The organism is Burkholderia sp. LS-044 (assembly GCF_004803625.1).
In the GTDB taxonomy this organism is placed as follows: domain Bacteria; phylum Pseudomonadota; class Gammaproteobacteria; order Burkholderiales; family Burkholderiaceae; genus Burkholderia; species Burkholderia cepacia.
In genome coordinates, this window is sequence record NZ_SSWO01000018.1 from 135,971 (window position 1) to 156,868 (window position 20,898).

The window sequence follows — 20,898 nt, forward strand, 5'->3', positions numbered from 1 at the left end:
TCACCCGCATCCTACACGTTCACGATTGCTTCGTTCAACATCACGCGCAATATTGCGCGTGCGATGTTCAACGCTGGCCGAAGGCGACGTCGCCGAACAACGCCTTGTGCTCGCGCGACTGCGAACGCCAGTACTGCGGCGGCGCCGTCACCTGCGCACCGAGCTCGGCCGCCGCGTGCCACGGCCAGCGCGGGTCGTACAGCATCGCACGCGCCATCGCGACGAAATCGGCATCGCCGGCCTCGATGAGCCGGTTCGCATGCGCGGGTTCGTTGATCAGCCCGACGGCAACCGTCGGCATGCCGACCGCGCGCTTCACCGCCTGCGCAAACGGCACCTGGTAGCCGGGCGACAGCGGGATTTTCTGCAGCGGCGACACGCCGCCGGACGACACGTCGATCCAGTCGCAGCCGCGGCGCTTCAGTTCGTGCGCGAACGCGATCGTATCGTCGAGCTCCCAGCCGCCTTCGACCCAGTCGGTGGCCGACACGCGCACGCCGACCGGCCGGTCCTCCGGAAACGCCGCGCGCACGATCTCGAAGATCTCGAGCGGAAAGCGCATCCGGTTTTCGAGCGAGCCGCCGTATTCGTCGGTGCGCTGGTTCGCGAGCGGCGACAGGAACTGGTGCAGCAGGTAGCCATGTGCCGCATGCACCTCGATCGCGTCGATGCCGAGCCGTGCGGCACGCTTCGCCGAGGCCGCGAATGCTTCGCGGATCCGGTTCAGGCCGGCGGCATCGAGGGCGAGGGGCGGCGTCTCGCCGTCCTTGTGCGGCACCGCCGACGGTGCATGCGGCAACCAGCCGCCGTCGGCGACCGACACGAGCTGACCGCCCTGCCACGGCACGTTGCTCGACGCCTTGCGCCCCGCATGCGACAACTGCATCGCGACGCGGATCGGCGAATGCTTGCGGATCGCGGTCAGCACGGGCTTCAGCGCGGCTTCGGTCACGTCGTCCCAGAGGCCGAGGTCGCCCTGCGTGATGCGCCCGTCGGGTTCCACCGCGGTCGCCTCGATGCAGAGCAGCCCCGCGCCCGACAGCGCGAGATGGCCGAGGTGAATCATGTGCCAGTCGGTCGCTTCACCGCGCTCGGCCGAATACTGGCACATCGGGGAGATCACGATCCGGTTCGGAAGAGTCACGCCGCGCAGCGTGAACGGGGAAAACAGCGCAGTCATGGAGGCCGCTCGCCAGGAAAGGAAAGAGCGAACGAGCGTAGCACGCAGGCCGCAAGCGTGCTGACGGTGCACGCGGCAGTAAGCGGATGGTCAGGTACGGCCCGCGGCAGGTTGCGGGCGACGCGGCAAACAGCGCGCATACGGCGATGCGCCGGCCTGCAACGGACGCGGGCCGGGCAACCGCTTCGCTGCAAACGGCAGTGCCGCTTGCCGCGTCAGAGTCCGACGCCGTCGAGCCACTCCGCGAACATCCGTCGCGCGGCCGCCTCGAGCGCGGGGCCGTGCTGCGCGGTATCGGCGCGCAACTGGCGCGCGTCGATGCCGGGCGTGGCCGCGATTTCGCCGGCGTTGGCGATCAGCCACGGTTCGAAGCGGTCGGTGCGGATTTCCGGATGGCATTGCAGCGCCAGCACGTGCTGGCCCCACGCGAATGCCTGGTGGCGGCAAGCCGGTGTCGACGCGAGATGAATCGCACCGCCCGGCAGGTCGAACGTGTCGCCATGCCAGTGCAGCATCGACGTCGCCGCGCCATCGAGATGGCGCAGCGGCGATGCGCGGCCGGCATCGGTGAGCGTCAGCGGCGTCCAGCCGAGTTCGTGCTGAGCGGCCGGGTAGACGCGCGCGCCGAGCGCCCGGGCGATGAACTGCGCGCCGAGGCAGATGCCGAGGATCGGCAGCCCGGCGTCGATGCGCGTGCGCACGAGCGCCGCGAGCGGCGCGATCGTCGGATACTGCGCGTCGTCGTACACGCTGAGCGGCCCGCCGAGCACGACGATGAGCGACGGTTCGAGTACGTCTAGCACCTCGAAGCGCGACGACCCGACGTCGACGTAGCGCACCCGCCGGCCCCGTTCGCCGAGCACCTGCTCGAAACTCCCGAGATCCTCGAAGTGCACGTGGCGGATCGCCACGACTTCAGCGTTCATCATCGGCCTCCCGGTCGATCGACGGACGTCAGCCGGCGAAAATCTTCCAGGTCTTCTTCTGCGTCGCCGCGTCGGCTTCTTCCTGCACCGAGCAGTCGAGACGCAGATCGCTGTCGGACATCGAGATGTCGAGCGCCGCGCAATGATGCACGGTCTTCTTCGACAGCTTGCCCGGCTGGAAGTGGGCGCACGTCAAACACATGCGCTGCGGCGGCGTCGCACCGGCCACCTGCAGTTCGCGCAGCGTCTTCAGCAGCGCGCGATACAGTGCGCCCTGCTCGTCCGCGCCGAGCTTGCCGACGGCTTTCGTCAGGAATTCAGGCCATTGCAGCGCCTTCTTCGCGGCCGTGCGGCCACGGGCCGACAGGCGCACGGCCAGTGCGCGGCCGTCGTCCAGCGCGCGGCGCTTCTCGACGAGCCCCTTCGTCTCGAGCGTGCTGACCGCATCGCTCGTGGTCGCCGCGGTCAGCTGCGTCTCGCGCGCGATCTCGCCGAGCCGCATCGGGCCCTTGCGCTGCAGCAGCAGCACGAGAATCTCGCCCTGCGTCGGCGTGAGGCCAGCGCCTTCCGCCCAATCCCATGCCTGGCTTCGCATGGCCGTACTCAACCGCAGCAGGCTGTGGGTCACACGTCCCGAAGCCTGATTCCCGTAAACGCCTTCGCTCATAGTCTTTTCGCTTTGCCGCCGCCCGGTTTGCCGAGCGGCCGTAGTGTGGAGATCGAATGTCTATCTCAAAACAGACACGCTCTTGCGAGTGCGTCAGCACGGCCGTCGCGAGGGCACACGCGGCGGTCGCGTTCGCGGCGACCGGTAAGACACGCATCGTTCCGGTGTCCGCAAAGCCGACATTCTAAGCGAGAGCGGAAAATCGCACAGCTAAGTTATCCCCTTCATTCTGTGGAAAATCACTGGATAACCAAAATTTTTCGTTGTGCCTGCAATGCCGAACGCCCGCGCAGCGGGGTGTCGGGACATTTTCCTGTTCGGATCGGCCATCGGGCCGACCGCAATGATCCACTGGGTTATCCCGCGCACAGATCGTTGACTTTGCAGCGGAATATCGGGTTATCCACAGATTTTCAGGACAACCGGCAACGATTTCGGCGTCAATCGAGGCCGCCAGCCATTCAGTGAATCGCGACTCGGTCGACCCCGTAATCTGCAAAACATTTTTTCATTCGCGCCAACGTAAGCACTGCTGGCGGACCGTCTCGTTGAGCGATTTTTCCTGTTTGAAAACGGTTCTCAACCACGAGGCGTCGTTCACGCGCGCCTGGGCCAGTGCGCCGATCTCGTCGAGCGCCGCGCGCGAACCGAGCGCGGCCGCATGCGGCGCGATCCGGTCGAGCGTGTCGAGGATGTCCTCGGCGATGGTACGGCGCTCACCCGTCTGAGGATTCACGCAGGTGCCCTCGAGCCCGAAGCGGCACGCCTCGAAACGGTTGAACGTGTAGACGAGGTAGTCGTCCTCCGACAGCTTCAGCGGCCGGTCGGTCAGCAGGTAGCGTGCGAGCGTCTGGATGTAGCAGGCGATCGCCGCCGCGCGGTCGACCGACAGCGGCGTGTCCATCACGCGCACCTCGATCGTCCCGTAGCCGGGTTTCGGGCGGATGTCCCAGTAGAAGTCCTTCATCGAGTTGACGACACCCGTGTTCACCATCTTCGTGAAGTACTCCTCGAAGCTGTCCCAGGTCAGCACGAACGGCGCGCGGCCCGACAGCGGGAACGCGAACACCGAATTCAGGCGGGCCGAATGGAAGCCGGTGTCGACGTTCTGCACGAACGGCGACGACGCGGACAGTGCGATGAAATGCGGAATGAAGCGCGACATCGAGTGCAGCAGGAACAGCGCACTGTCGGGATCGGGGCAGCCGATGTGCACGTGCTGGCCGAACACGGTGAACTGTTTGGCCAGGTAACCGTACAGTTCGGAGATGTACTGGAAGCGCGGCGCATCGTAGATCTGCCGGTCGCTCCATTGCTGGAACGCATGCGTGCCGCCGCCGGCCAGCCCGACGTTGAGCTGGTCGGCCGCCTTCACGAGCACGTCGCGGATCGCGTGCAGCTCGCTCACCGCCTGCTCGTGCGAATGGCAGATGCCGGTCGACAGCTCGATCATGCTCTCGGTGATTTCCGGCGTGATGTTGCCCGGAAAGGTCTCGCCCTGGATCAGGCGCATCAGGTCGGATGCCGCTTTGGTCAGGTCGTAGTTGTGCGTGTTGACGACCTGGATCTCCAGTTCGACGCCGAACGTGAACGGCTCGGAATTGACGAAGGTTTCGAGTGCCATGGCAGGTTCCGGAATCAGTTGCTGTCGCTGCGCTCACCGACCGCCGACAGGCAGCGGTAGACGATGAACGGGCTGACGAGCTGCAGGATCACGATCGTGCACATCACGATCGCGCGCAGGTGCGGGTCGAAATTCGGATAGAGCTGGTAGGTGTCGTCGACGAGCAGGTACGACAGCGCGGACATCGGCGTGAGCGCGATGCCGAGCGCGATACCCTGCTTCATCCCGATGCCGCTCGGCTTCGCGAACGCGACGACACCGGCCAGCTTCGCGACGAGCCGCGTGACGATCAGCACGATCGCGAGCAACCCGCCGAGCGCGATGTCGCCCCACGTGAACGACGTGAGCGTGAGCACGAACAGGACCACCGTCAGCAGCCAGCCGGCCGTGCCGAAATGCTCGGGCCACAGCTGAGGGCGCGCCTCGAGGTTCTTCACGATGATGCCGGCGAGCAGCAGCGTGAGCAGCGTCGACAGCTTCAGTGCCTGGGCCACCGCGATCGCGAGCATCACGAGCCCGAACAGCGCGACGAACGAATGCTCGTCGCGCATCGTCGACGTCATGTGGCGGAACAGGAAATTGCACGAACGCGCGACGAGATACGCGACGATGAACGAACCGGCGAGCAGGTAGAGCGGCTGCAGGATCGTCGCGAAAACGTTGCCGTACGCTTCCTGGTGGAGCCAGCTCGTCACGAGCTTGGTCAGCACGATCGCATAGACGCTGTTGAGCGCGGTGAGCGTGATGAGGCGTTGCGACACCTGCCCTTCCGCGCGCAGTTCGGTCTTCAGCTGGATCACCATCGATGGCGATGTCGCGATCGCGATCGCCGACAGCACGAGCGCGACCATCCCCGATACGCCGAGCGCCAGCATCACGAACAACACCAGCACGAACGTCAGCGTGGCTTCGGCGAGGCTCGACGCGACGAGCCACGGATTGCGCCGGATCCAGCGCAGGTCGAGACGGCTGCCGAGCTCGAACAGCAGCAGGCCGAGCGCGACGTCGATCAGCAGCCGCGAGGTTTCGTCGGTGCTTGCATCGATCACGCCGAATCCGAACGATCCGGCGACGAGACCGATCACCGCATAACCGGTGATGCGCGGCAGCCGCCATGCGCGATAACACAGCTCGCCGCACAGGCCGGCCGCGAACAGCGCGAGCCCGGCCCAGAACACGGCATCCGGCGTAAGCGGCCAGTTGGGCAGGAATGAGAACGCCGACTTCATCGTGGTGATTTCTCCTTTGGAAGCGACCGCCAGCGACACAGGGTCAAGCGTCAGAAATGGATGCGCGCCGGCTGGGTATCGCCCCGAATGTGATTGTTGTGTCGACGACGGCGGGACATGGGATCCGCCTGCTCCGCCACAGGGCGGAAAGTCGCTCAGGTTGCCGATCTGGATTGTCGGCCTGGTGTGTGAACGGACTGCGCAGTCTCGAAGATTCAGATTCGAAATCGTGCCGACCGTTCCATTGAAGCATGTCCGGCGCCTGGCCGGATGAACGCGAAGGAAACCGATTGTGCCACAGCTTTTTCGGTCTGGAACCCATTGATTCGACTCGCGGCGCTGTGCGGCACCCCAGGTCTTTGGTTTCAAAGGTTTACTTGTATATATACGTAGTAGAAGTTAACAAGGCGCGCACAGTTCTGTGGATAACTTCGGTTTACGTCGACGGATCAAGGTGTTGGAGAGTCCATAACCCGTTGCACAGGCTGTTCGTGCACAGAAGTTTCGATTGAGCAACTTTCGGGCCGTTTCACAGCTGTGCCGAGTTGCCCAGTTTACGTCCACTGTGATTGCACACGAAGTGCGCGCGGATTCCGCGCAGTTATCCACAGCATCGAGTGGATAACCTTGCGCGAAAAAATCGGGAAACTGTGATCGGCTCGGGGGCCGGTCAGCCGGCCTGGCTGACGCGGCGCGCGCGCAATGCGCGGATCAGGAAGCGTGCGGGATCGACGGCGTCGGCGAGTTCGCGTTCGAGCGGCCACGGCTCGCCTTCGAGTTGCGATGCGATCAGTTCGGCGCCGAGTGCGGCCCATACGAGGCCGCGCGAACCGAAACCGAATGCGCCGTAGAGTCCGGGCATGCGCGGCAGGTCGCGTGCCTGCGCGCCGCTCAGCGCGCGTGCTTTGGCGACGGCTCCCGCTTCGTCCGCGAGCGGGCCGATGAGCGGCAGTCGATCGCCGACAACCCAGCGGAACGCAACGCGGCCGCGCAGCGTGCCGGGATCCGGCACGTCGCCGATCAGGCCCGGCAGCAGACGGCGCACGCGCTCGAGGTTTTCGGCGTGACCGGCCGCGCGCATCGCGGGATCGACGTCGTCGGGCTCGAACGTCGCGCCGATCAGCAGCGTGCCGTCGTCGAGCGGTACCGCGTAACCGTCGCCGATCGCCGGGCACGGCAGCGGTGCCGTGCTGCCGGGGGGCAGCAACGTGAGCTGGCCACGCACCGGTTGCAGCGCGACGTGCTGCAGCCCGGCGAGGCGCGCGGCATCGCCGGCATTCGCGAGCACGACGACGGGCGCTTCGGCCAGTGTGCCACCCGCATCGTCGAGCGCATGCCATGCATCGCCCCGCCGTTCGAGTCGTGCCACGGCGGTGGACGCGAGCAAGCGCACGCGCTCGCCGGCCGCCTCGCACTGGGCCGCGCAAAGGCCGGCCGGCCAGACGGCGCCGCCGTGCGGAAACAGCAGGCCGCCGTGCGCGACCGGCAGGTTCAGATGGGCGCGCGCGGCATCGGCGTCGAGCAGCGATACGTAGTCGGACGGTGCGCCGAACGCATCGAAAGCATCACGCATCCGCGCGAAGTCGTCGGCCGATTCGGCGAGATGAATCATCCCGTGCGTGCTGCGCGCGAATGCATGGCCCGCGCGTTCGAGTGCGCGCCAGCGTGCGATCGCGTGCAGGAAGCCGCCGCGCGTGAGCCGGCTCGCGACGTTGTCGTCGCGCGTCATCAGCGGATGGAATACGCCGGCCGGATTGCCCGACGCCTCGCTCGCGATCCGCTCGTGCCGTTCGATCAGCGTGACCTCCCAGCCGCGCGCGGCGAGACGTTCGACGACCGCGCAGCCCGCCAGGCCCGCACCGATCACGATCGCGCGGCGTGCCGCAACGGGCAATGCGAGCGGCGGCTCGTGCCGGCGCGCGCGCCAGCGCGGCGCGTATTCGCCGACGAGCATCACGAACTTGCCCGCAAACCCGTCGACCTTGCGATACGTGAAACCCGCGTCGGTGAGCGCCTGTTTCACGACGCCCGAACTCGAATACGTCGCGAAGGTCGCGCCTTCGGCAGCGAGGCGTCCGAGGGCGCGGAACACGTCGGCCGACCACATGTCCGGGTTTTTCGCCGGCGCGAAACCGTCCAGATAAAACGCATCGGCACGTGCGACGAGTTTCGGCAGCATCTCGCGCGCGTCGCCGAATGCAAGCGTGAGCACGACCCGCCCGTCGTCGAATTCGAGCCGGTGCAAACCCGGCACGAGCGTCGGCCATGCATCGGCAAGCATCGCGGCTTCGGCCGACATGGTTGTGTTCGCAACGATATGGGAAAGCGCCTTGCGCAAGTCGTCGCGCGAGAACGGGTGCTTCTCGACCGACACGAAATGCAGCCGCTCGCAGCGTGCGGGATCCTCGCGCCACGCGGCCCAGGTCGCGAGGAAGTTGGCGCCCGTGCCGAACCCCGTCTCGACGATCGTGAACGTGCGGCGGCCTTGCCAGCGCGCCGGCAGCCGGTTGCCCGCGACGGACACGTAGTTCGCCTGCGCGAGCGCGCCCGCGACGTTGTGATAGATGTCGCCGAACTCGGGCGACACGAGCGTGCCGTCGTCGCGGATGGCGAACGTGGCGGGAACAAGTCGGTCGGTCATGCGAAACAAAAAACGTGGCAGCCAAGCCTGGCAAGGGATTGCGCGGGGCCGTCCGTCCGTCCGTTGGAAAAAGCCAACGGGGCGGCGCACGGGCGGACCGCGCTGCGTATCCTGTCCGGTTGGCGCTGGTCAAAAAATGGGCAGTCCGTGATTCATTCGGCGAAATACCGATGAAAATCTTTGAAACCCTTGTCGTTATTGGGTTTGCGCTGCGCTATCATAGCAACGCCGTACCGCGGGGTGGCCGCCGGCATACCGGAGGGCGCGTCGCGCGGGCCAGGATTCGGCGCTGTGTCGTCGGAGTCTGACTCTCGACGGCACGGTTCGCGCACGTATAATCGGCGCGTTCGCGCTGTTCGTGTCAACCTAACCTGATAAAGGAACCTTAATGAACAAACAGGAACTGATCGACGCCGTCGCCGCCCAAACGGGCGCCAGCAAGGCTCAAACCGGCGAAACGCTGGACACGCTGCTCGAAGTCATCAAGAAGGCCGTGTCGAAGGGTGATGCGGTTCAGCTGATCGGCTTCGGCAGCTTCGGTTCGGGCAAGCGCGCAGCACGTACGGGCCGCAACCCGAAGACGGGCGAAACCATCAAGATCCCGGCAGCCAAGACGGTCAAGTTCACGGCTGGCAAGGCGTTCAAGGACGCCGTCAACAAGCGTTAATCCAGCGCCTGTTCCAAGAAAAACCCGCCTTTCGGCGGGTTTTTTGTTGGGCGCGCGCGGCATTTTCGCCACAGTCCGCGCCACTCTTGCAAGATTTAACGGTTGTTTTTACAACGCGTTACACGTGCACGATCTGCGTGTCGCCGTGATCGTCGTCGTCGTGCGAATCGATATCCCACACCGGGAATGGATCGTCGAACGCGTGCCATCCCGCCGCGCCGAGCGCGAATTCCGCATCGGTCAGCAGGCACGCATCGAGTTTCTCGCGCCACGCATCCGCGTCGAGCGCGATGCCGATCAGCACGAGTTCCTGCCGGCGATCGCCCACTGCGCGATCGTCGAGATCGCCGTGCCATTCGGCGCGGATTTCCGCGAGCAGTTCGTCGTCGTCCGGCCATTCCGCGCGATCCTGCGCCGCCCACCACAGACCCGCCGGGCCATGGCGGCATACGCCGCCCGCCTGCGACAGCGAGCCCGCGATGTCGTTGCGCGTCGCGAGCCAGAAGAAGCCCTTGCTGCGCAGCACGCCCGGCCACTCCTGGTGCAGCAGCGCCCAGAGCCGTGCCGGATGAAACGGCCGGCGCGCGCGGTAAACAAAATTGCCGATGCCGAATTCGTCGGCTTCGCCGTGCACGTGCGCATGATGTTCGTCATGGCAGTCCGGGTCGTCGCAATGCGTGTGATCGTGATCGAGCGATGCGAGCCAGCCCGGCGCGTTCGCGGCCTCGTCGAAATCGAAACGGCCCGTGTTCAGCACTTCGTCGAGCGGCACGTTGCCGAACGTCGACACGACCTGGTGCGCGCGCGGGTTCAGGCGCGCGAGGATGTGCTGCAGGCGTGCGAGTTCGTCGGCGCCGACGAGGTCGGCCTTGTTGATCACCAGCACGTCGCAGAATTCGATCTGCTCGATCAGCAGCTCGACGAGCGTGCGGTCGTCCTCCTCCGAGGCGGCGATGCCGCGGGTTGCGAGCGCGTCGTCCGAGCCGTAGTCGCGGAGGAAGTTGTACGCGTCGACCACGGTGACGAGCGTGTCGAGCCGCGCGATCGCGGACAGCGACGTGCCGTCGTCATCGACGAACGTGAAGGTTTCGGCGATCGGCATCGGCTCCGCGATACCGGTCGATTCGATCATGATCGCGTCGAAGCGGCCTTCGGACGCGAGATTGCGGATCTCGACGAGCAGGTCGTCGCGCAGCGTGCAGCAGATGCAGCCGTTCGACATCTCGACGAGGCGTTCCTCGACGTGCGACAGCGCCTGCGCGTCACGCACGAGCGATGCGTCGATGTTGACCGCTGCGAGATCGTTGACGATCACGGCGACTTTCAGGCCCGCGCGGTTCGCGAGGACATGGTTGAGCAGCGTGGTCTTGCCGGCGCCGAGGAAACCGGACAGCACGGTGACGGGCAACGGCTGGTTCATAGCCGGATTCATAGCGATACGCACCAACGGAAAAATTGAACAAGCGGCCGCGGCGCCCTTCCGGGGCGCGATCGTCCCGCGGACGGGCGAAATTGCGGCGTGAGATCCGCATTGTGCATCAAACGCGCGCCGGCCGGCCGGTACGGCGTCAGGCCGCGCCGGGCCGCAGCGTCATTGCACGGGCGGCAACAGCTTCCACTGCGTCAGGATGGCGGCGATCTGCCGCGCGTACTTGTCGCGCAGCGACGGTGTTTCCGAATGATAGGCGCCGACCGCCTGCCACGTGTTGCCGTAGCGGTTCATCTTCTGCTTGAGATGCCACGCGGCGATGTAGACGTTCTTGCACGGCTCCATCAGCGTGTCGCGGCCGATCCCGTAGCGCGACAGCGTCGGCAGGTGGATCGAATTGATCTGCATCAGGCCGTAGTCGACCGAGCCGTTCGTGTTCTTGTTCAGCGCGCCGGGCCGGTTGCGCGACTCCTGCCACGCGATCGCGCGCAGGATCAGCGGATTGACCTGCTGATATTTTGCCGCCTCGTCGAAACAGTCCGCGCGAGCGTTCGCGCTGGCGAAACACGCGCCGGCGGCGATCAACGCAATCGAGGCGAACCGTCTGTTCATGGTGCGGAATCGATAATAAATTGCGCGAAGGTCGGGAAAACCCGTGCCTGTTATTCGTGCGATGAGAAACGCGCCGCCCGTATCATACCGACAGTCCGTCAGCTTGCGACATACAGGAATACGGCAGCCCGGTTATACCGCATTTCCGTGTCGGTTCATCGTGAAACGGGGGCGATGGCCGGGATGCAGAGCATAGCGCCGAACATTACATATTGCATACGGCTCGCAGAATACATGTCGTATGTGAGACAGTCCTCGGGTCAATGTGATATTTCGGACATGAAAAACTGCTAATGTCGCCTCTTTAGGACTTGGATCCCAGCACTACCGCCGGAAGTGGCCTGAGCCGGCATCGACCCATTCATCCATGACAAGAAATCGCTTCGTTATGCGGCGTGTCGCCACGACCCTGATCGTCGCCGGCCTCATCGCTTCGCAGGCCGCCTACGCTCAGGTCACGCTCAACTTCGTGAATGCGGATATCGACCAGGTCGCCAAGGCGATCGGCGCCGCAACCGGCAAGACCATCATCGTCGACCCCCGCGTGAAGGGGCAGCTCAACCTCGTGGCCGAACGGCCGGTGCCGGAAGACCAGGCGCTGAAGACGCTGCAGTCGGCGCTGCGGATGCAGGGCTTCGCGCTCGTGCAGGATCACGGCGTGCTGAAGGTCGTGCCCGAGGCCGACGCGAAGCTGCAGGGCGTGCCGACCTACGTCGGCAACGCGCCGCAGGCGCGCGGCGACCAGGTGATCACGCAGGTGTTCGAGCTGCACAACGAATCGGCGAACAATCTGCTGCCCGTGCTGCGGCCGCTGATCTCGCCGAACAACACGGTGACGGCCTACCCGGCGAACAACACGATCGTCGTCACCGACTACGCGGACAACGTGCGGCGCATCGCGCAGATCATCGCCGGCGTCGACAGCGCCGCGGGCGCGCAGGTGCAGGTCGTTCCGCTGCGCAACGCGAACGCGATCGACCTCGCCGCGCAGCTGCAGAAAATGCTCGACCCGGGCGCGATCGGCAACAGCGACGCAACGCTGAAGGTGTCGGTCACGGCCGACCCGCGGACCAACTCGCTGCTGCTGCGCGCGTCGAGCGCGTCGCGCCTCGCGGCCGCGAAGCGCCTCGTGCAGCAGCTCGACGCGCCGAGCGGGGTGCCCGGCAACATGCATGTCGTGCCGCTGCGCAATGCCGATGCGGTGAAGTTGGCGAAGACGCTGCGCGGCATGCTCGGCAAGGGGAGCGGCAGCGACAGCGGCTCGTCGGCATCGTCCAACGATGCGAACAGCTTCAACCAGAACGGCGGCTCGTCGTCGAGCGGCAACTTCTCGACCGGCACGTCGGGCACCCCGCCGCTGCCGTCGGGCGGCCTCGGCGGTTCGTCGTCCTCGTCGGGGTACGGCGGTTCGTCGGGCAGCGGCGGCGGTCTCGGCAGCGCCGGCCTGCTCGGCGGCGACAAGGACAAAGGCGACGACAACCAGCCGGGCGGCATGATCCAGGCCGACGCGGCGACCAACTCGCTGATCATCACCGCGTCGGATCCGGTGTACCGGAACCTGCGCTCGGTGATCGACCAGCTCGACGCGCGGCGCGCGCAGGTCTATATCGAAGCGCTGATCGTCGAGCTGAACTCGAATACGTCCGGCAACCTCGGTATCCAGTGGCAGGTCGCGAGCGGCCAGTTTCTCGGCGGCACGAACCTGAACCCCACTGGCGGTCTGGGCAACAGCATCATCAACCTGACGGCGGGCGGCGTGGCCAACGCCGCCGGCGGCATCACCGGCGGCGGGCTGGCCAACAATCTCGGGGCGCTGAGCCAGGGGCTCAACATCGGCTGGCTGCACAACATGTTCGGCGTGCAGGGGCTCGGTGCACTGCTGCAGTATTTCTCGGGCGTGAGCGACGCGAACGTGCTGTCGACACCGAACCTGATCACGCTCGACAACGAGGAAGCGAAGATCGTCGTCGGCCAGAACGTGCCCATCGCGACCGGTTCGTATTCGAACCTGACGAGCGGCAACACGAACAATGCGTTCAACACCTACGACCGTCGCGACGTCGGCCTGACGCTGCACGTGAAGCCGCAGATCACCGACGGCGGGATCCTCAAGCTGCAGCTCTATACCGAGGATTCGGCGGTGGTCGCCGGCACGACCAGCGCGCAGACCGGCCCGACCTTCACGAAGCGCTCGATCCAGTCGACGATCCTCGCGGACAACGGCGAGATCATCGTGCTCGGCGGCTTGATGCAGGACAACTACCAGGTGTCGAACAGCAAGGTGCCGCTGCTCGGCGACATTCCGTGGATCGGCCAGCTGTTCCGTTCCGAAACGAAGCTGCGCCAGAAAACCAACCTGATGGTATTCCTGCGCCCAGTGATCATTTCCGATCGCAATACCGCGCAGGAAGTCACGGCCAATCGTTACGACTACATCCAGGGCGTGACGGGCGCGTACAAGTCCGACAACAACGTGATGCGCGACAAGGACGATCCGGTCGTCCCGCCGATGCCGATCGGCCCGAGCCAGGGTGGCACGGCCGCGGGCAACCTGTTCGATCTCGACAAGATGCGTCGCCAGCAGGTACAGCGCCAGGTGGTGCCGGTGCCGGCCCAGCCGTTGCCGGAGGCGACGCCCGCGCAGCCGCAGAGCGTGCCGCAGCAGGCGGTGCCGCAACAGCCGCTGACGGCCACGCCGGGAGCCTCGCAGTGAGCGACGTGCTCGCCTCTTCCGCCCACGACGGCGCGCCGGGCGAACGCCAGCCGCCGTCGCCGCTCGCCGCGCGGCTGCTGCCGTACGGCTTCGCGAAGAGCGGCCAGGTGCTGATCGCGCACCAGGTCGACGACACGCTCGAGGTGTGGATCAGCGAACGCACGAGCGATGCCGCGCTCGCGGAGATCGCGCGCAACTTCGGCTCGATCTCCGTGCATCGCGTGCCGGCCGACGAGCTCGCGCAGGCGATCAACCACGCGTACGCGCGCCAGGACGGCAGCGCCGCGCAGGTGGTCGGCGAGGTCGAAGGCGAAGTCGACCTGTCGCGGCTGATGCAGGACATCCCCGAAGTCGAGGATCTGCTCGAATCGGAGGACGACGCGCCGATCATCCGGATGATCAACGCGCTGCTCACGCAAGCGGCGCGCGAACAGGCATCGGACATCCACATCGAGCCGTTCGAGAATGCTTCCGTCGTGCGCTTTCGCGTCGACGGCACGCTGCGTGACGTCGTGCGGCCGAAGAAGGCGCTGCACGGTGCGCTGATCTCTCGGATCAAGATCATGGCGCAGCTCGACATCGCGGAAAAGCGCCTGCCGCAGGACGGCCGCATCACGCTGCGCGTCGGCGGCCGGCCGGTGGACGTGCGCGTGTCGACGCTGCCGACGGGCCACGGCGAGCGTGCGGTGCTGCGTCTGCTGGAAAAGGATGCGCAGCGGCTGAACCTCGAGGCGCTCGGGATGGGCCGCGACACGCTCGTCCAGTTCGACAAGCTGATCGCCCGCCCGCACGGCATCGTGCTCGTCACGGGCCCGACCGGTTCGGGCAAGACGACCACGCTGTATGCGTCGATGTCGCGGCTCGAAACCGCGACGACCAACATCATGACCGTCGAGGACCCGATCGAATACGACCTCGGCGGCATCGGCCAGACGCAGGTGAACGAGCGGATCGGGATGACCTTTGCCCGTGCGCTGCGCTCGATCCTGCGCCAGGATCCGGACGTGATCATGATCGGCGAGATCCGCGACCTCGAAACCGCGCAGATCGCGGTGCAGGCGTCGCTGACGGGCCACCTCGTGCTCGCGACGCTGCACACGAACGATGCGGCATCGGCCGTCACGCGTCTGACCGACATGGGCGTCGAACCCTACCTGCTCGCGTCGTCGCTGCTCGGCGTGCTCGCGCAGCGGCTCGTGCGCCAGCTCTGCCCCGTCTGCAAGGAAGAACGCCAGGAAGAAGGCCGCACCGTGTGGCATCCGGTCGGCTGCGACAAGTGCGGGCATTCGGGTTATTCGGGCCGGCGCGGGGTGTACGAACTGCTGCTGGTCGACGAGTCGATCCGCTCGCTGATCCACCGCAACGCGGCCGACGCGGAGATTCTCGCCGCCGGTCGTGCGGAAGGGATGCGCACGCTGCGCGACGACGCCGAGCGCTGGCTCGCGTCCGGCGCGACGTCGCTCGAGGAAGTGTTGCGCGTGACGGGAGGCGCATAGCGCGATGCCGGCATTCCGTTTCGAAGCAATCGATTCGGCGGGACGCGCGCAGAAGGGCGTCATCGACGCCGACAGCGCGCGTGCCGCGCGCGGCCAGCTGCGTACGCAGGGGCTGACGCCGCTCGTCGTCGAGCCGGCCGCCAGCGCGACGCGCGGGGCGCGGTCGCAGCGGCTCGCGTTCGGCCGCAAGCTGTCGCAGCGCGAACAGGCGATCCTGACGCGCCAGCTCGCGAGCCTGCTGATCGCGGGGCTGCCGCTCGACGAGGCGCTCGGCGTGCTGACCGAGCAGGCCGAGCGCGACTACATTCGCGAACTGATGGCCGCGATCCGCGCGGAAGTGCTCGGCGGCCATTCGCTCGCGAATGCGCTGGGCCAGCATCCGCGCGACTTCCCCGAAATCTATCGTGCGCTCGTCGCGGCCGGCGAGCACACCGGCAAGCTCGGCATCGTGCTGTCGCGCCTCGCCGACTACATCGAGCAAAGCAACGCGCTGAAGCAGAAGATCCTGCTCGCGTTCACGTATCCGGGGATCGTCACGCTGATCGCATTCGGCATCGTCACGTTCCTGCTGAGCTATGTCGTGCCCCAGGTCGTCAACGTGTTCGCGAGCACGAAGCAGCAGCTGCCCGTGCTGACGATCGTGATGATGGCGCTGTCGGATTTCGTGCGGCACTGGTGGTGGGCGATCCTGATCGCGGTCGTGCTCGTCGTGTGGTTCGTGAAGGCGACGCTGTCGCGTGACGGCCCGCGGCTGCGCTTCGACCGCTGGGTGCTGACCGCGCCGCTGGCAGGCAAGCTCGTGCGCGGCTACAACACGGTGCGGTTCGCGAGCACGCTCGGCATCCTCACCGCGGCGGGCGTGCCGATCCTGCGCGCGTTGCAGGCGGCCGGCGAGACGCTGTCGAACCGCGCGATGCGCGCGAACATCGACGACGCGATCGTGCGCGTGCGCGAAGGCTCCGCGCTGTCGCGCGCGCTGAACAACGTGAAGACGTTTCCGCCGGTGCTCGTGCACCTGATCCGTTCCGGCGAAGCGACGGGCGACGTGACGACGATGCTGGATCGCGCGGCCGAAGGCGAAGCGCGCGAGCTCGAGCGCCGCACGATGTTCCTGACGAGCCTGCTCGAGCCGCTCCTGATCCTGGCGATGGGCGGCATCGTGCTCGTGATCGTGCTGGCCGTGATGCTGCCGATCATCGAGCTGAACAACATGGTGCAGTAACGGCCCGACAGTCGATCGGGCCGCTACCGTTCAGCGCATGTAGATCGCGGGGGACGGCGTGTTCGCCGGCAGCTGGATTTCGGCGCGGGCGCCGTTGCGGTCGACGACGATCGAGCGGGGGCGGACTTCGGCGAGCTTCGCGCCGGGCGTGACCTCCGCACCGAGCGACACGGCGCGCGGCGGTTCGCCGCCGACGCCGACGATCGCGGCGGCACCGCGATCGAGCGAGAGGATGCCGAACAGGTGGATGTCCTGCACGGGATTCTTGTCGAGCTGACCGCCGAAGAGCGCCGCGGCGTCCTCGGTACGGATCGGCAGCCGCGCGGCGGCGGCGGGCAGCGGCGCTTCACGGGCTGACAGCGTGACGACCCAGTAAGTGGCCGTCGCGCACAAACCCGCGAAGAGGGCTAGGGAGAGGATCCGGATCGAGAGCGCGTTCATGCGCGCTATTGTACGGATCTATGTGAAATTTGCGTTGGGTGAAAGCCCTCGGCAATGCGCGCCTTACAATGCGTGCTCCGCGCCCGCGGGTCCGGAAGGTTGCCGTCAGGCAATCCTCCGGTGCACCGGGCGCGTCACGCAACCAACGACATTTTTTGGAAAGAGGTAGTCAGTCATGCAAACGTGGATCACTCGCCGCAACGCGGCCGTGCGTCGTCAGCGCGGTTTCACGCTGATCGAGATCATGGTGGTGGTCGCGATCCTCGGGATCCTGGCGGCGCTGATCGTGCCGAAGATCATGAGCCGCCCGGACGAGGCGCGCCGCATCGCCGCGAAACAGGACATCGGCACGATCATGCAGGCGCTCAAGCTGTACCGTCTCGACAACGGCCGCTACCCGACCCAGGATCAGGGCCTGAACGCACTGATCCAGAAGCCGTCCACCGATCCGATCCCGAACAACTGGAAGGACGGCGGTTATCTCGAGCGCCTGCCGAACGATCCGTGGGGCAACGGGTACAAGTACCTGAACCCGGGCGTGCACGGCGAGATCGACGTGTTCAGCTACGGCGCCGACGGCAAGGAAGGCGGCGACGGCAACGATACCGACATCGGTTCGTGGCAATAAGCGCTCACTGACCGGCCCGACGCTTCGTTCCCGTTCTTCATGCTCGCCATTCGCACGACCTCCCGCTGCGGTCGCGACCGCCGTGCGCGTCGCGGCGCGGCTTCGTCCGTGCCGGCGCATGCCGACGGCGGGCCGACGAAGCACGGTGCGCGGCGGCGTCGCACGCGCGGCTTCACGCTGCTCGAAATGCTGGTCGTGCTCGTGATCGCGGGCCTGCTCGTGTCGCTCGCGTCGCTGTCGCTCACGCGCAATCCGCGTACCGACCTGCGCGAGGAAGCGCAGCGCATCGCGCTGCTGTTCGAGACCGCCGGCGACGAGGCGCAGGTGCGTGCCCGGCCGATCGCATGGCAGCCGACCGCACACGGCTTCCGTTTCGACGTGAGCTCGCCCGACGGCTGGCGCACGCTGCGCGACGACCTGCTGCGCCCGCGTGACTGGGACGGCGGCGTCACGGGCGCCGACATCGACTATCCGGGGTCCGACACGCGCGCGAGCCGCGTCGTGTTCGGCACCGAGAGCATCGACACGCCGGTGCGCGTGACGCTGCATTCGGCCGCCGGCAGCGCGACGATCGTCGGCACCGGCAACGGCCGCTACGAGGTGCAATGACGATGCGTCGTCGCCTGCCCTTCCCCGTTGCTTCATCGCACCGCCATGCCCCAACGGGACTTCATGCGCGGCGCGGTTTCACGATGATCGAGGTGCTGGTCGCGCTCGCGATCATCGCGGTCGCGCTCGCCGCGTCGATCCGCGCGGTCGGGACGATGGCGACCAACGCCTCCGATCTTCATCGCCGGCTGCTCGCCGGCTGGAGCGCCGACAACGCGCTCGCGCAGATGCGGCTCACGCATGCGTGGCCGGAGATCGGCGAGCAGAGTTTCGACTGCTCGCAAGGCAACGTGCAGCTCGTCTGCACGCAGCGCGTGAGCACCACGCCCAACCCGGTGTTCCGGCGCGTCCGGATTTCGGTGAGCACGCCCGGGCAGGCCGGCGTGCTTGCGCAGATGGTGACGGTGGTCGCGAATGAAACCAGCCGTCCGCTCTGACGCGCCGATGCGACGCCCGTTCGCCCGCCCCGCCCGCGGCTTCACGCTGATCGAGCTGATGATCGCGATCGCGATCCTCGCGGTGGTCGCGATCCTCGCGTGGCGCGGGCTCGACCAGATCATGCGCGGTCGCGACAAGGTCGCGGCCGCGATGGAAGACGAACGCGTGTTCGCGCAGATGTTCGACCAGATGCGCATCGACGCGCGGCTCGCTGCGACCGACGACGAAGCCGGCCAGCCGGCGATCGGCGTCGCCGGCAACACGCTGCAGATCGTCCGCGAACTCGAGGTGCCGGGCGTCGCGCCGCGGCTGCAGGTGGTCCGCTACCGGATCGCCGGCGGGCGGGTCGTGCGCTACGCGTCGCCGCCGATCGACGACGCGAACCGGCTGCGCGGCATGCTGAAGGACAGCAGCGTCGAAGGCTGGAGCTGGGTCGCGCTGATGGGCGGCGTCGGCGCGATCGACGCGAAGCTGTACGTGCCGCGCGTGGGCTGGACCACCAACCTGCAGACGGCCGACGACGCGCTCGCGCAGAACAACGATGCGCTCAAGGTGCCGCAGCTCGGCAACGCGCCGCCGACGCGCGCGGTGACGGGGCTGCAGGTCAGCATCGGTGCGACGTCGCTGCGCGTGCCGGTCACGCGCATCTTCCTCGTCGGGGAATGACGATGCGCGCACGCCCTCCCCGTTCATTGCCTGCCGCCCGTGCTGCCGGTCACGCACGGGCACGCGGCCGCCAGCGCGGCGCGGCGATCATCACCGCGCTGCTCGTCGTCGCGCTGTCGGCGATCCTCGTCTCGGGGATGCTGTGGCGCCAGCAGGTGCAGATCCGCCGCATCGAGAACCAGCGCGAGATCGCGCAGGCGCAGTGGGTCGCGCGCGGCGCGCTCGACTGGACGCGGATGATCCTGCGCTCCGAAGGCGATACGGCGCCCGGCATCACGTACCTCGGCGGCATCTGGGGCGTGCCGATCGCGAAGACGAAACTGTCGGACTTCCTCGGGCGGATCGGCGCGCCCAACGACACCGGCGGCGAAGACACCTATATCTCCGGCTCGATCGAGGACGCCCAGGCGAAGTTCAACCTGCGCAACCTCGTGGCGTCGCCGGCGCCCGGCGTGCTGCAGTTGAACGTCACGCAGGTCCAGGCGTTCCAGCGCCTGCTGACGACGCTCGGCTACGACGGCGCGTTCGCGAAACGCGTCGCGCTGCAGGTGCGCGCGGGCCTGCTGAATTCGGCGACGCGTTTCCAGATGCCTACGCTGCCGGGCGGCGGCACGGCGCCGCCGGTCACCGCGCCGGTGGCGACCGATCAGCAGGGCGGCGGCGGCTTCACCGACGATCCCGGTATGACGGGCGGCGATCGCGGGCCCGCGCCGCTGATGATGACGGGGGTCGACAGCCTGCTCGACGTCGACGGCGTGACGCCCGAGATGGTCGCGCGGCTGCGCCCGTTCGTCACCGTGCTGCCGACCACGACGCCCGTGAACATGAACACCGCGCCGGCCGAGGTGATCGCGGCGCTGATCCCGGGGATGAGCGTGTCGTCCGCGCAGGCGCTCGTGTCGCGCCGCGAGACCGTGTTTTTCCGCAACGTCGCCGATGTGCAGCTCGCGCTGCGCGGCGCCGGTGCGCCGCCGAACGTGACGCTCGACTCGAGTCTCGTCGACGTCAATTCGAGCTATTTCATCGTGCATGGCCGGATCCAGCACGAACGCGCGGAGGTCGATCGCACCTCGCTCGTGTATCGTGATCCGACCACGCACTCGACACGGGTCGTGCGCATTCGCGACCAGCTATAACGACGCCATTCGGGAGAGGAGCTCTTGTGAGCACGTTGATTGTTTCTTTGCCGCCGCGCGAGCCTGCCGTGCCGTTGCAGGAATGGCAGTGGCCCGAGCTGCCGTTCACGCTCGTCGACAAGGCCGGCCACGTGCAGCGCGCGGGCCGCGCCGCGCTGGCGCTGCTGCCGCGCGCGAATGCGACGGTGCTGATCGTCGCCGCACGCGACGTGCTGCTGCTGGCCGCGACCGTGCCGCCGCTCAAGGGTCCGAAGCTGCGCCAGGCGCTGCCCAACATTGTCGAGGATCAGCTGATCCAGGATCCGCTCGGCTGTCACATCGCGCTCGATCCGGATGCGCTGCCCGACGGGCGCCGTGTGCTGGCCGTCGTCGATCGCGCGTGGTTCCGCACGATCTGCGAAGCGTTCACGGCGGCCGGCCACCGGCACCTGAGCGCGGTGCCCGCGACACGCTGCCTGCCGGCGCCGCACGCACCCGCCGCGCCGGCCGACGGCGAGGTCGACGTTGCGGCGGTTGCCGCGGACGCCGTCGACACGCCGCCGGCCCGCCCGGCGACGGTGGCCGCAGTGCTCGG

19 protein-coding genes are annotated in these 20,898 nt (G+C 67.0%); 10 read left to right on the forward strand and 9 right to left on the reverse strand.

Features of this window, described 5'->3' with window-relative positions:
• Window positions 1-67: 67 nt before the first annotated feature.
• The 6 genes from E9536_RS33825 to mnmC form a co-directional block, all read right to left on the reverse strand.
• A complete protein-coding gene (locus E9536_RS33825; RefSeq protein WP_136472259.1) occupies window positions 68-1,180 on the reverse strand; it encodes an NADH:flavin oxidoreductase/NADH oxidase in 1,113 nt (370 codons plus the stop codon).
• Between the two features lie 215 nt (window positions 1,181-1,395).
• Entirely contained in the window at window positions 1,396-2,106 is a 711-nt protein-coding gene (locus tag E9536_RS33830; protein WP_027788729.1) for a glutamine amidotransferase, read from the reverse strand.
• A gap of 28 nt (window positions 2,107-2,134) precedes the next feature.
• Window positions 2,135-2,773 carry a MarR family winged helix-turn-helix transcriptional regulator gene (locus E9536_RS33835; protein WP_027788730.1) on the reverse strand — a complete coding sequence of 213 codons (639 nt, stop codon included), beginning with the start codon at window positions 2,771-2,773 and terminating at the stop codon, window positions 2,135-2,137.
• Between the two features lie 508 nt (window positions 2,774-3,281).
• Entirely contained in the window at window positions 3,282-4,397 is a 1,116-nt protein-coding gene (locus tag E9536_RS33840; protein ID WP_021160413.1) for a YbdK family carboxylate-amine ligase, read from the reverse strand.
• 14 nt (window positions 4,398-4,411) lie between these two features.
• Window positions 4,412-5,626, reverse strand: a complete 1,215-nt coding sequence (locus tag E9536_RS33845) for a cation:proton antiporter (protein WP_027788731.1) — start codon at window positions 5,624-5,626, stop codon at window positions 4,412-4,414.
• A gap of 670 nt (window positions 5,627-6,296) precedes the next feature.
• Window positions 6,297-8,267 carry a bifunctional tRNA (5-methylaminomethyl-2-thiouridine)(34)-methyltransferase MnmD/FAD-dependent 5-carboxymethylaminomethyl-2-thiouridine(34) oxidoreductase MnmC gene (gene mnmC, locus E9536_RS33855; protein WP_060357230.1) on the reverse strand — a complete coding sequence of 657 codons (1,971 nt, stop codon included), beginning with the start codon at window positions 8,265-8,267 and terminating at the stop codon, window positions 6,297-6,299.
• Between the two features lie 388 nt (window positions 8,268-8,655).
• Here mnmC and E9536_RS33860 point away from each other — a divergent pair, with 388 nt between their 5' ends.
• Window positions 8,656-8,934 (forward strand): HU family DNA-binding protein, encoded by a 279-nt coding sequence (locus tag E9536_RS33860; protein ID WP_006401505.1) that lies wholly within the window; start codon window positions 8,656-8,658, stop codon window positions 8,932-8,934.
• Window positions 8,935-9,052: 118 nt separating this feature from the next.
• Here E9536_RS33860 and E9536_RS33865 read toward each other — a convergent pair whose 3' ends face one another.
• Together E9536_RS33865 and E9536_RS33870 are read right to left on the reverse strand one after the other, a co-directional pair.
• Window positions 9,053-10,366, reverse strand: coding sequence for a GTP-binding protein (locus E9536_RS33865; RefSeq protein ID WP_027788733.1), 1,314 nt, complete (start codon window positions 10,364-10,366; stop codon window positions 9,053-9,055).
• 159 nt (window positions 10,367-10,525) lie between these two features.
• Window positions 10,526-10,975 carry a lytic transglycosylase domain-containing protein gene (locus E9536_RS33870; protein ID WP_027788734.1) on the reverse strand — a complete coding sequence of 150 codons (450 nt, stop codon included), beginning with the start codon at window positions 10,973-10,975 and terminating at the stop codon, window positions 10,526-10,528.
• A 367-nt stretch (window positions 10,976-11,342) separates the two neighbouring features.
• Between E9536_RS33870 and gspD the strand changes: the two genes are divergently transcribed.
• The 3 genes from gspD to gspF are packed head-to-tail and all read left to right on the forward strand — an operon-like array spanning window position 11,343 to window position 16,406.
• Window positions 11,343-13,688, forward strand: a complete 2,346-nt coding sequence (gene gspD, locus E9536_RS33875) for a type II secretion system secretin GspD (RefSeq protein WP_136472261.1) — start codon at window positions 11,343-11,345, stop codon at window positions 13,686-13,688.
• Window positions 13,685-15,184: a type II secretion system ATPase GspE gene (gspE, locus tag E9536_RS33880; protein ID WP_136472263.1), complete on the forward strand. Its 1,500-nt coding sequence runs from the start codon at window positions 13,685-13,687 to the stop codon at window positions 15,182-15,184. The genes gspD and gspE overlap by 4 nt, the downstream gene beginning before the upstream one ends.
• A gap of 4 nt (window positions 15,185-15,188) precedes the next feature.
• Window positions 15,189-16,406, forward strand: a complete 1,218-nt coding sequence (gene gspF, locus E9536_RS33885) for a type II secretion system inner membrane protein GspF (RefSeq protein ID WP_021160406.1) — start codon at window positions 15,189-15,191, stop codon at window positions 16,404-16,406.
• Between the two features lie 30 nt (window positions 16,407-16,436).
• Here the strand turns inward: gspF and E9536_RS33890 are convergent, their stop codons facing one another.
• Window positions 16,437-16,847 (reverse strand): type II secretion system protein N, encoded by a 411-nt coding sequence (locus E9536_RS33890; protein WP_027788737.1) that lies wholly within the window; start codon window positions 16,845-16,847, stop codon window positions 16,437-16,439.
• A 175-nt stretch (window positions 16,848-17,022) separates the two neighbouring features.
• Between E9536_RS33890 and gspG the strand changes: the two genes are divergently transcribed.
• From gspG to gspL, 6 genes are all read left to right on the forward strand, one after another.
• A complete protein-coding gene (gene gspG / locus E9536_RS33895; RefSeq protein WP_027788738.1) occupies window positions 17,023-17,475 on the forward strand; it encodes a type II secretion system major pseudopilin GspG in 453 nt (150 codons plus the stop codon).
• A gap of 39 nt (window positions 17,476-17,514) precedes the next feature.
• Window positions 17,515-18,084 carry a GspH/FimT family pseudopilin gene (locus tag E9536_RS33900; RefSeq protein ID WP_060197224.1) on the forward strand — a complete coding sequence of 190 codons (570 nt, stop codon included), beginning with the start codon at window positions 17,515-17,517 and terminating at the stop codon, window positions 18,082-18,084.
• A 2-nt stretch (window positions 18,085-18,086) separates the two neighbouring features.
• Entirely contained in the window at window positions 18,087-18,521 is a 435-nt protein-coding gene (gspI, locus tag E9536_RS33905; protein WP_027788740.1) for a type II secretion system minor pseudopilin GspI, read from the forward strand.
• Window positions 18,499-19,188: a prepilin-type N-terminal cleavage/methylation domain-containing protein gene (locus tag E9536_RS33910; RefSeq protein WP_080982182.1), complete on the forward strand. Its 690-nt coding sequence runs from the start codon at window positions 18,499-18,501 to the stop codon at window positions 19,186-19,188. The genes gspI and E9536_RS33910 overlap by 23 nt, the downstream gene beginning before the upstream one ends.
• A 2-nt stretch (window positions 19,189-19,190) precedes the next feature.
• Window positions 19,191-20,324 (forward strand): type II secretion system minor pseudopilin GspK, encoded by a 1,134-nt coding sequence (gene gspK, locus E9536_RS33915; RefSeq protein ID WP_059694514.1) that lies wholly within the window; start codon window positions 19,191-19,193, stop codon window positions 20,322-20,324.
• Window positions 20,325-20,350: 26 nt separating this feature from the next.
• Window positions 20,351-20,898 (forward strand): type II secretion system protein GspL (gspL, locus tag E9536_RS33920; protein ID WP_247873545.1); only part of this gene is annotated, 548 nt, incomplete at its 3' end.

Excerpts from the sequence above, each read along its gene's own strand:
- E9536_RS33825 (WP_136472259.1), bottom strand. The coding sequence starts at position 1,180 with ATGACTGCGCTGTTTTCCCCGTTCACGCTGCGCGGCGTGACTCTTCCG.
- E9536_RS33830 (WP_027788729.1), bottom strand. The coding sequence starts at position 2,106 with ATGAACGCTGAAGTCGTGGCGATCCGCCACGTGCACTTCGAGGATCTC.
- E9536_RS33835 (WP_027788730.1), bottom strand. The coding sequence starts at position 2,773 with ATGAGCGAAGGCGTTTACGGGAATCAGGCTTCGGGACGTGTGACCCAC.
- E9536_RS33840 (WP_021160413.1), bottom strand. The coding sequence starts at position 4,397 with ATGGCACTCGAAACCTTCGTCAATTCCGAGCCGTTCACGTTCGGCGTC.
- E9536_RS33845 (WP_027788731.1), bottom strand. The coding sequence starts at position 5,626 with ATGAAGTCGGCGTTCTCATTCCTGCCCAACTGGCCGCTTACGCCGGAT.
- mnmC (WP_060357230.1), bottom strand. The coding sequence starts at position 8,267 with ATGACCGACCGACTTGTTCCCGCCACGTTCGCCATCCGCGACGACGGC.
- E9536_RS33860 (WP_006401505.1), top strand. The coding sequence starts at position 8,656 with ATGAACAAACAGGAACTGATCGACGCCGTCGCCGCCCAAACGGGCGCC.
- E9536_RS33865 (WP_027788733.1), bottom strand. The coding sequence starts at position 10,366 with ATGAATCCGGCTATGAACCAGCCGTTGCCCGTCACCGTGCTGTCCGGT.
- E9536_RS33870 (WP_027788734.1), bottom strand. The coding sequence starts at position 10,975 with ATGAACAGACGGTTCGCCTCGATTGCGTTGATCGCCGCCGGCGCGTGT.
- gspD (WP_136472261.1), top strand. The coding sequence starts at position 11,343 with ATGACAAGAAATCGCTTCGTTATGCGGCGTGTCGCCACGACCCTGATC.
- gspF (WP_021160406.1), top strand. The coding sequence starts at position 15,189 with ATGCCGGCATTCCGTTTCGAAGCAATCGATTCGGCGGGACGCGCGCAG.
- E9536_RS33890 (WP_027788737.1), bottom strand. The coding sequence starts at position 16,847 with ATGAACGCGCTCTCGATCCGGATCCTCTCCCTAGCCCTCTTCGCGGGT.
- gspG (WP_027788738.1), top strand. The coding sequence starts at position 17,023 with ATGCAAACGTGGATCACTCGCCGCAACGCGGCCGTGCGTCGTCAGCGC.
- E9536_RS33900 (WP_060197224.1), top strand. The coding sequence starts at position 17,515 with ATGCTCGCCATTCGCACGACCTCCCGCTGCGGTCGCGACCGCCGTGCG.
- gspI (WP_027788740.1), top strand. The coding sequence starts at position 18,087 with ATGCGTCGTCGCCTGCCCTTCCCCGTTGCTTCATCGCACCGCCATGCC.
- E9536_RS33910 (WP_080982182.1), top strand. The coding sequence starts at position 18,499 with ATGAAACCAGCCGTCCGCTCTGACGCGCCGATGCGACGCCCGTTCGCC.
- gspK (WP_059694514.1), top strand. The coding sequence starts at position 19,191 with ATGCGCGCACGCCCTCCCCGTTCATTGCCTGCCGCCCGTGCTGCCGGT.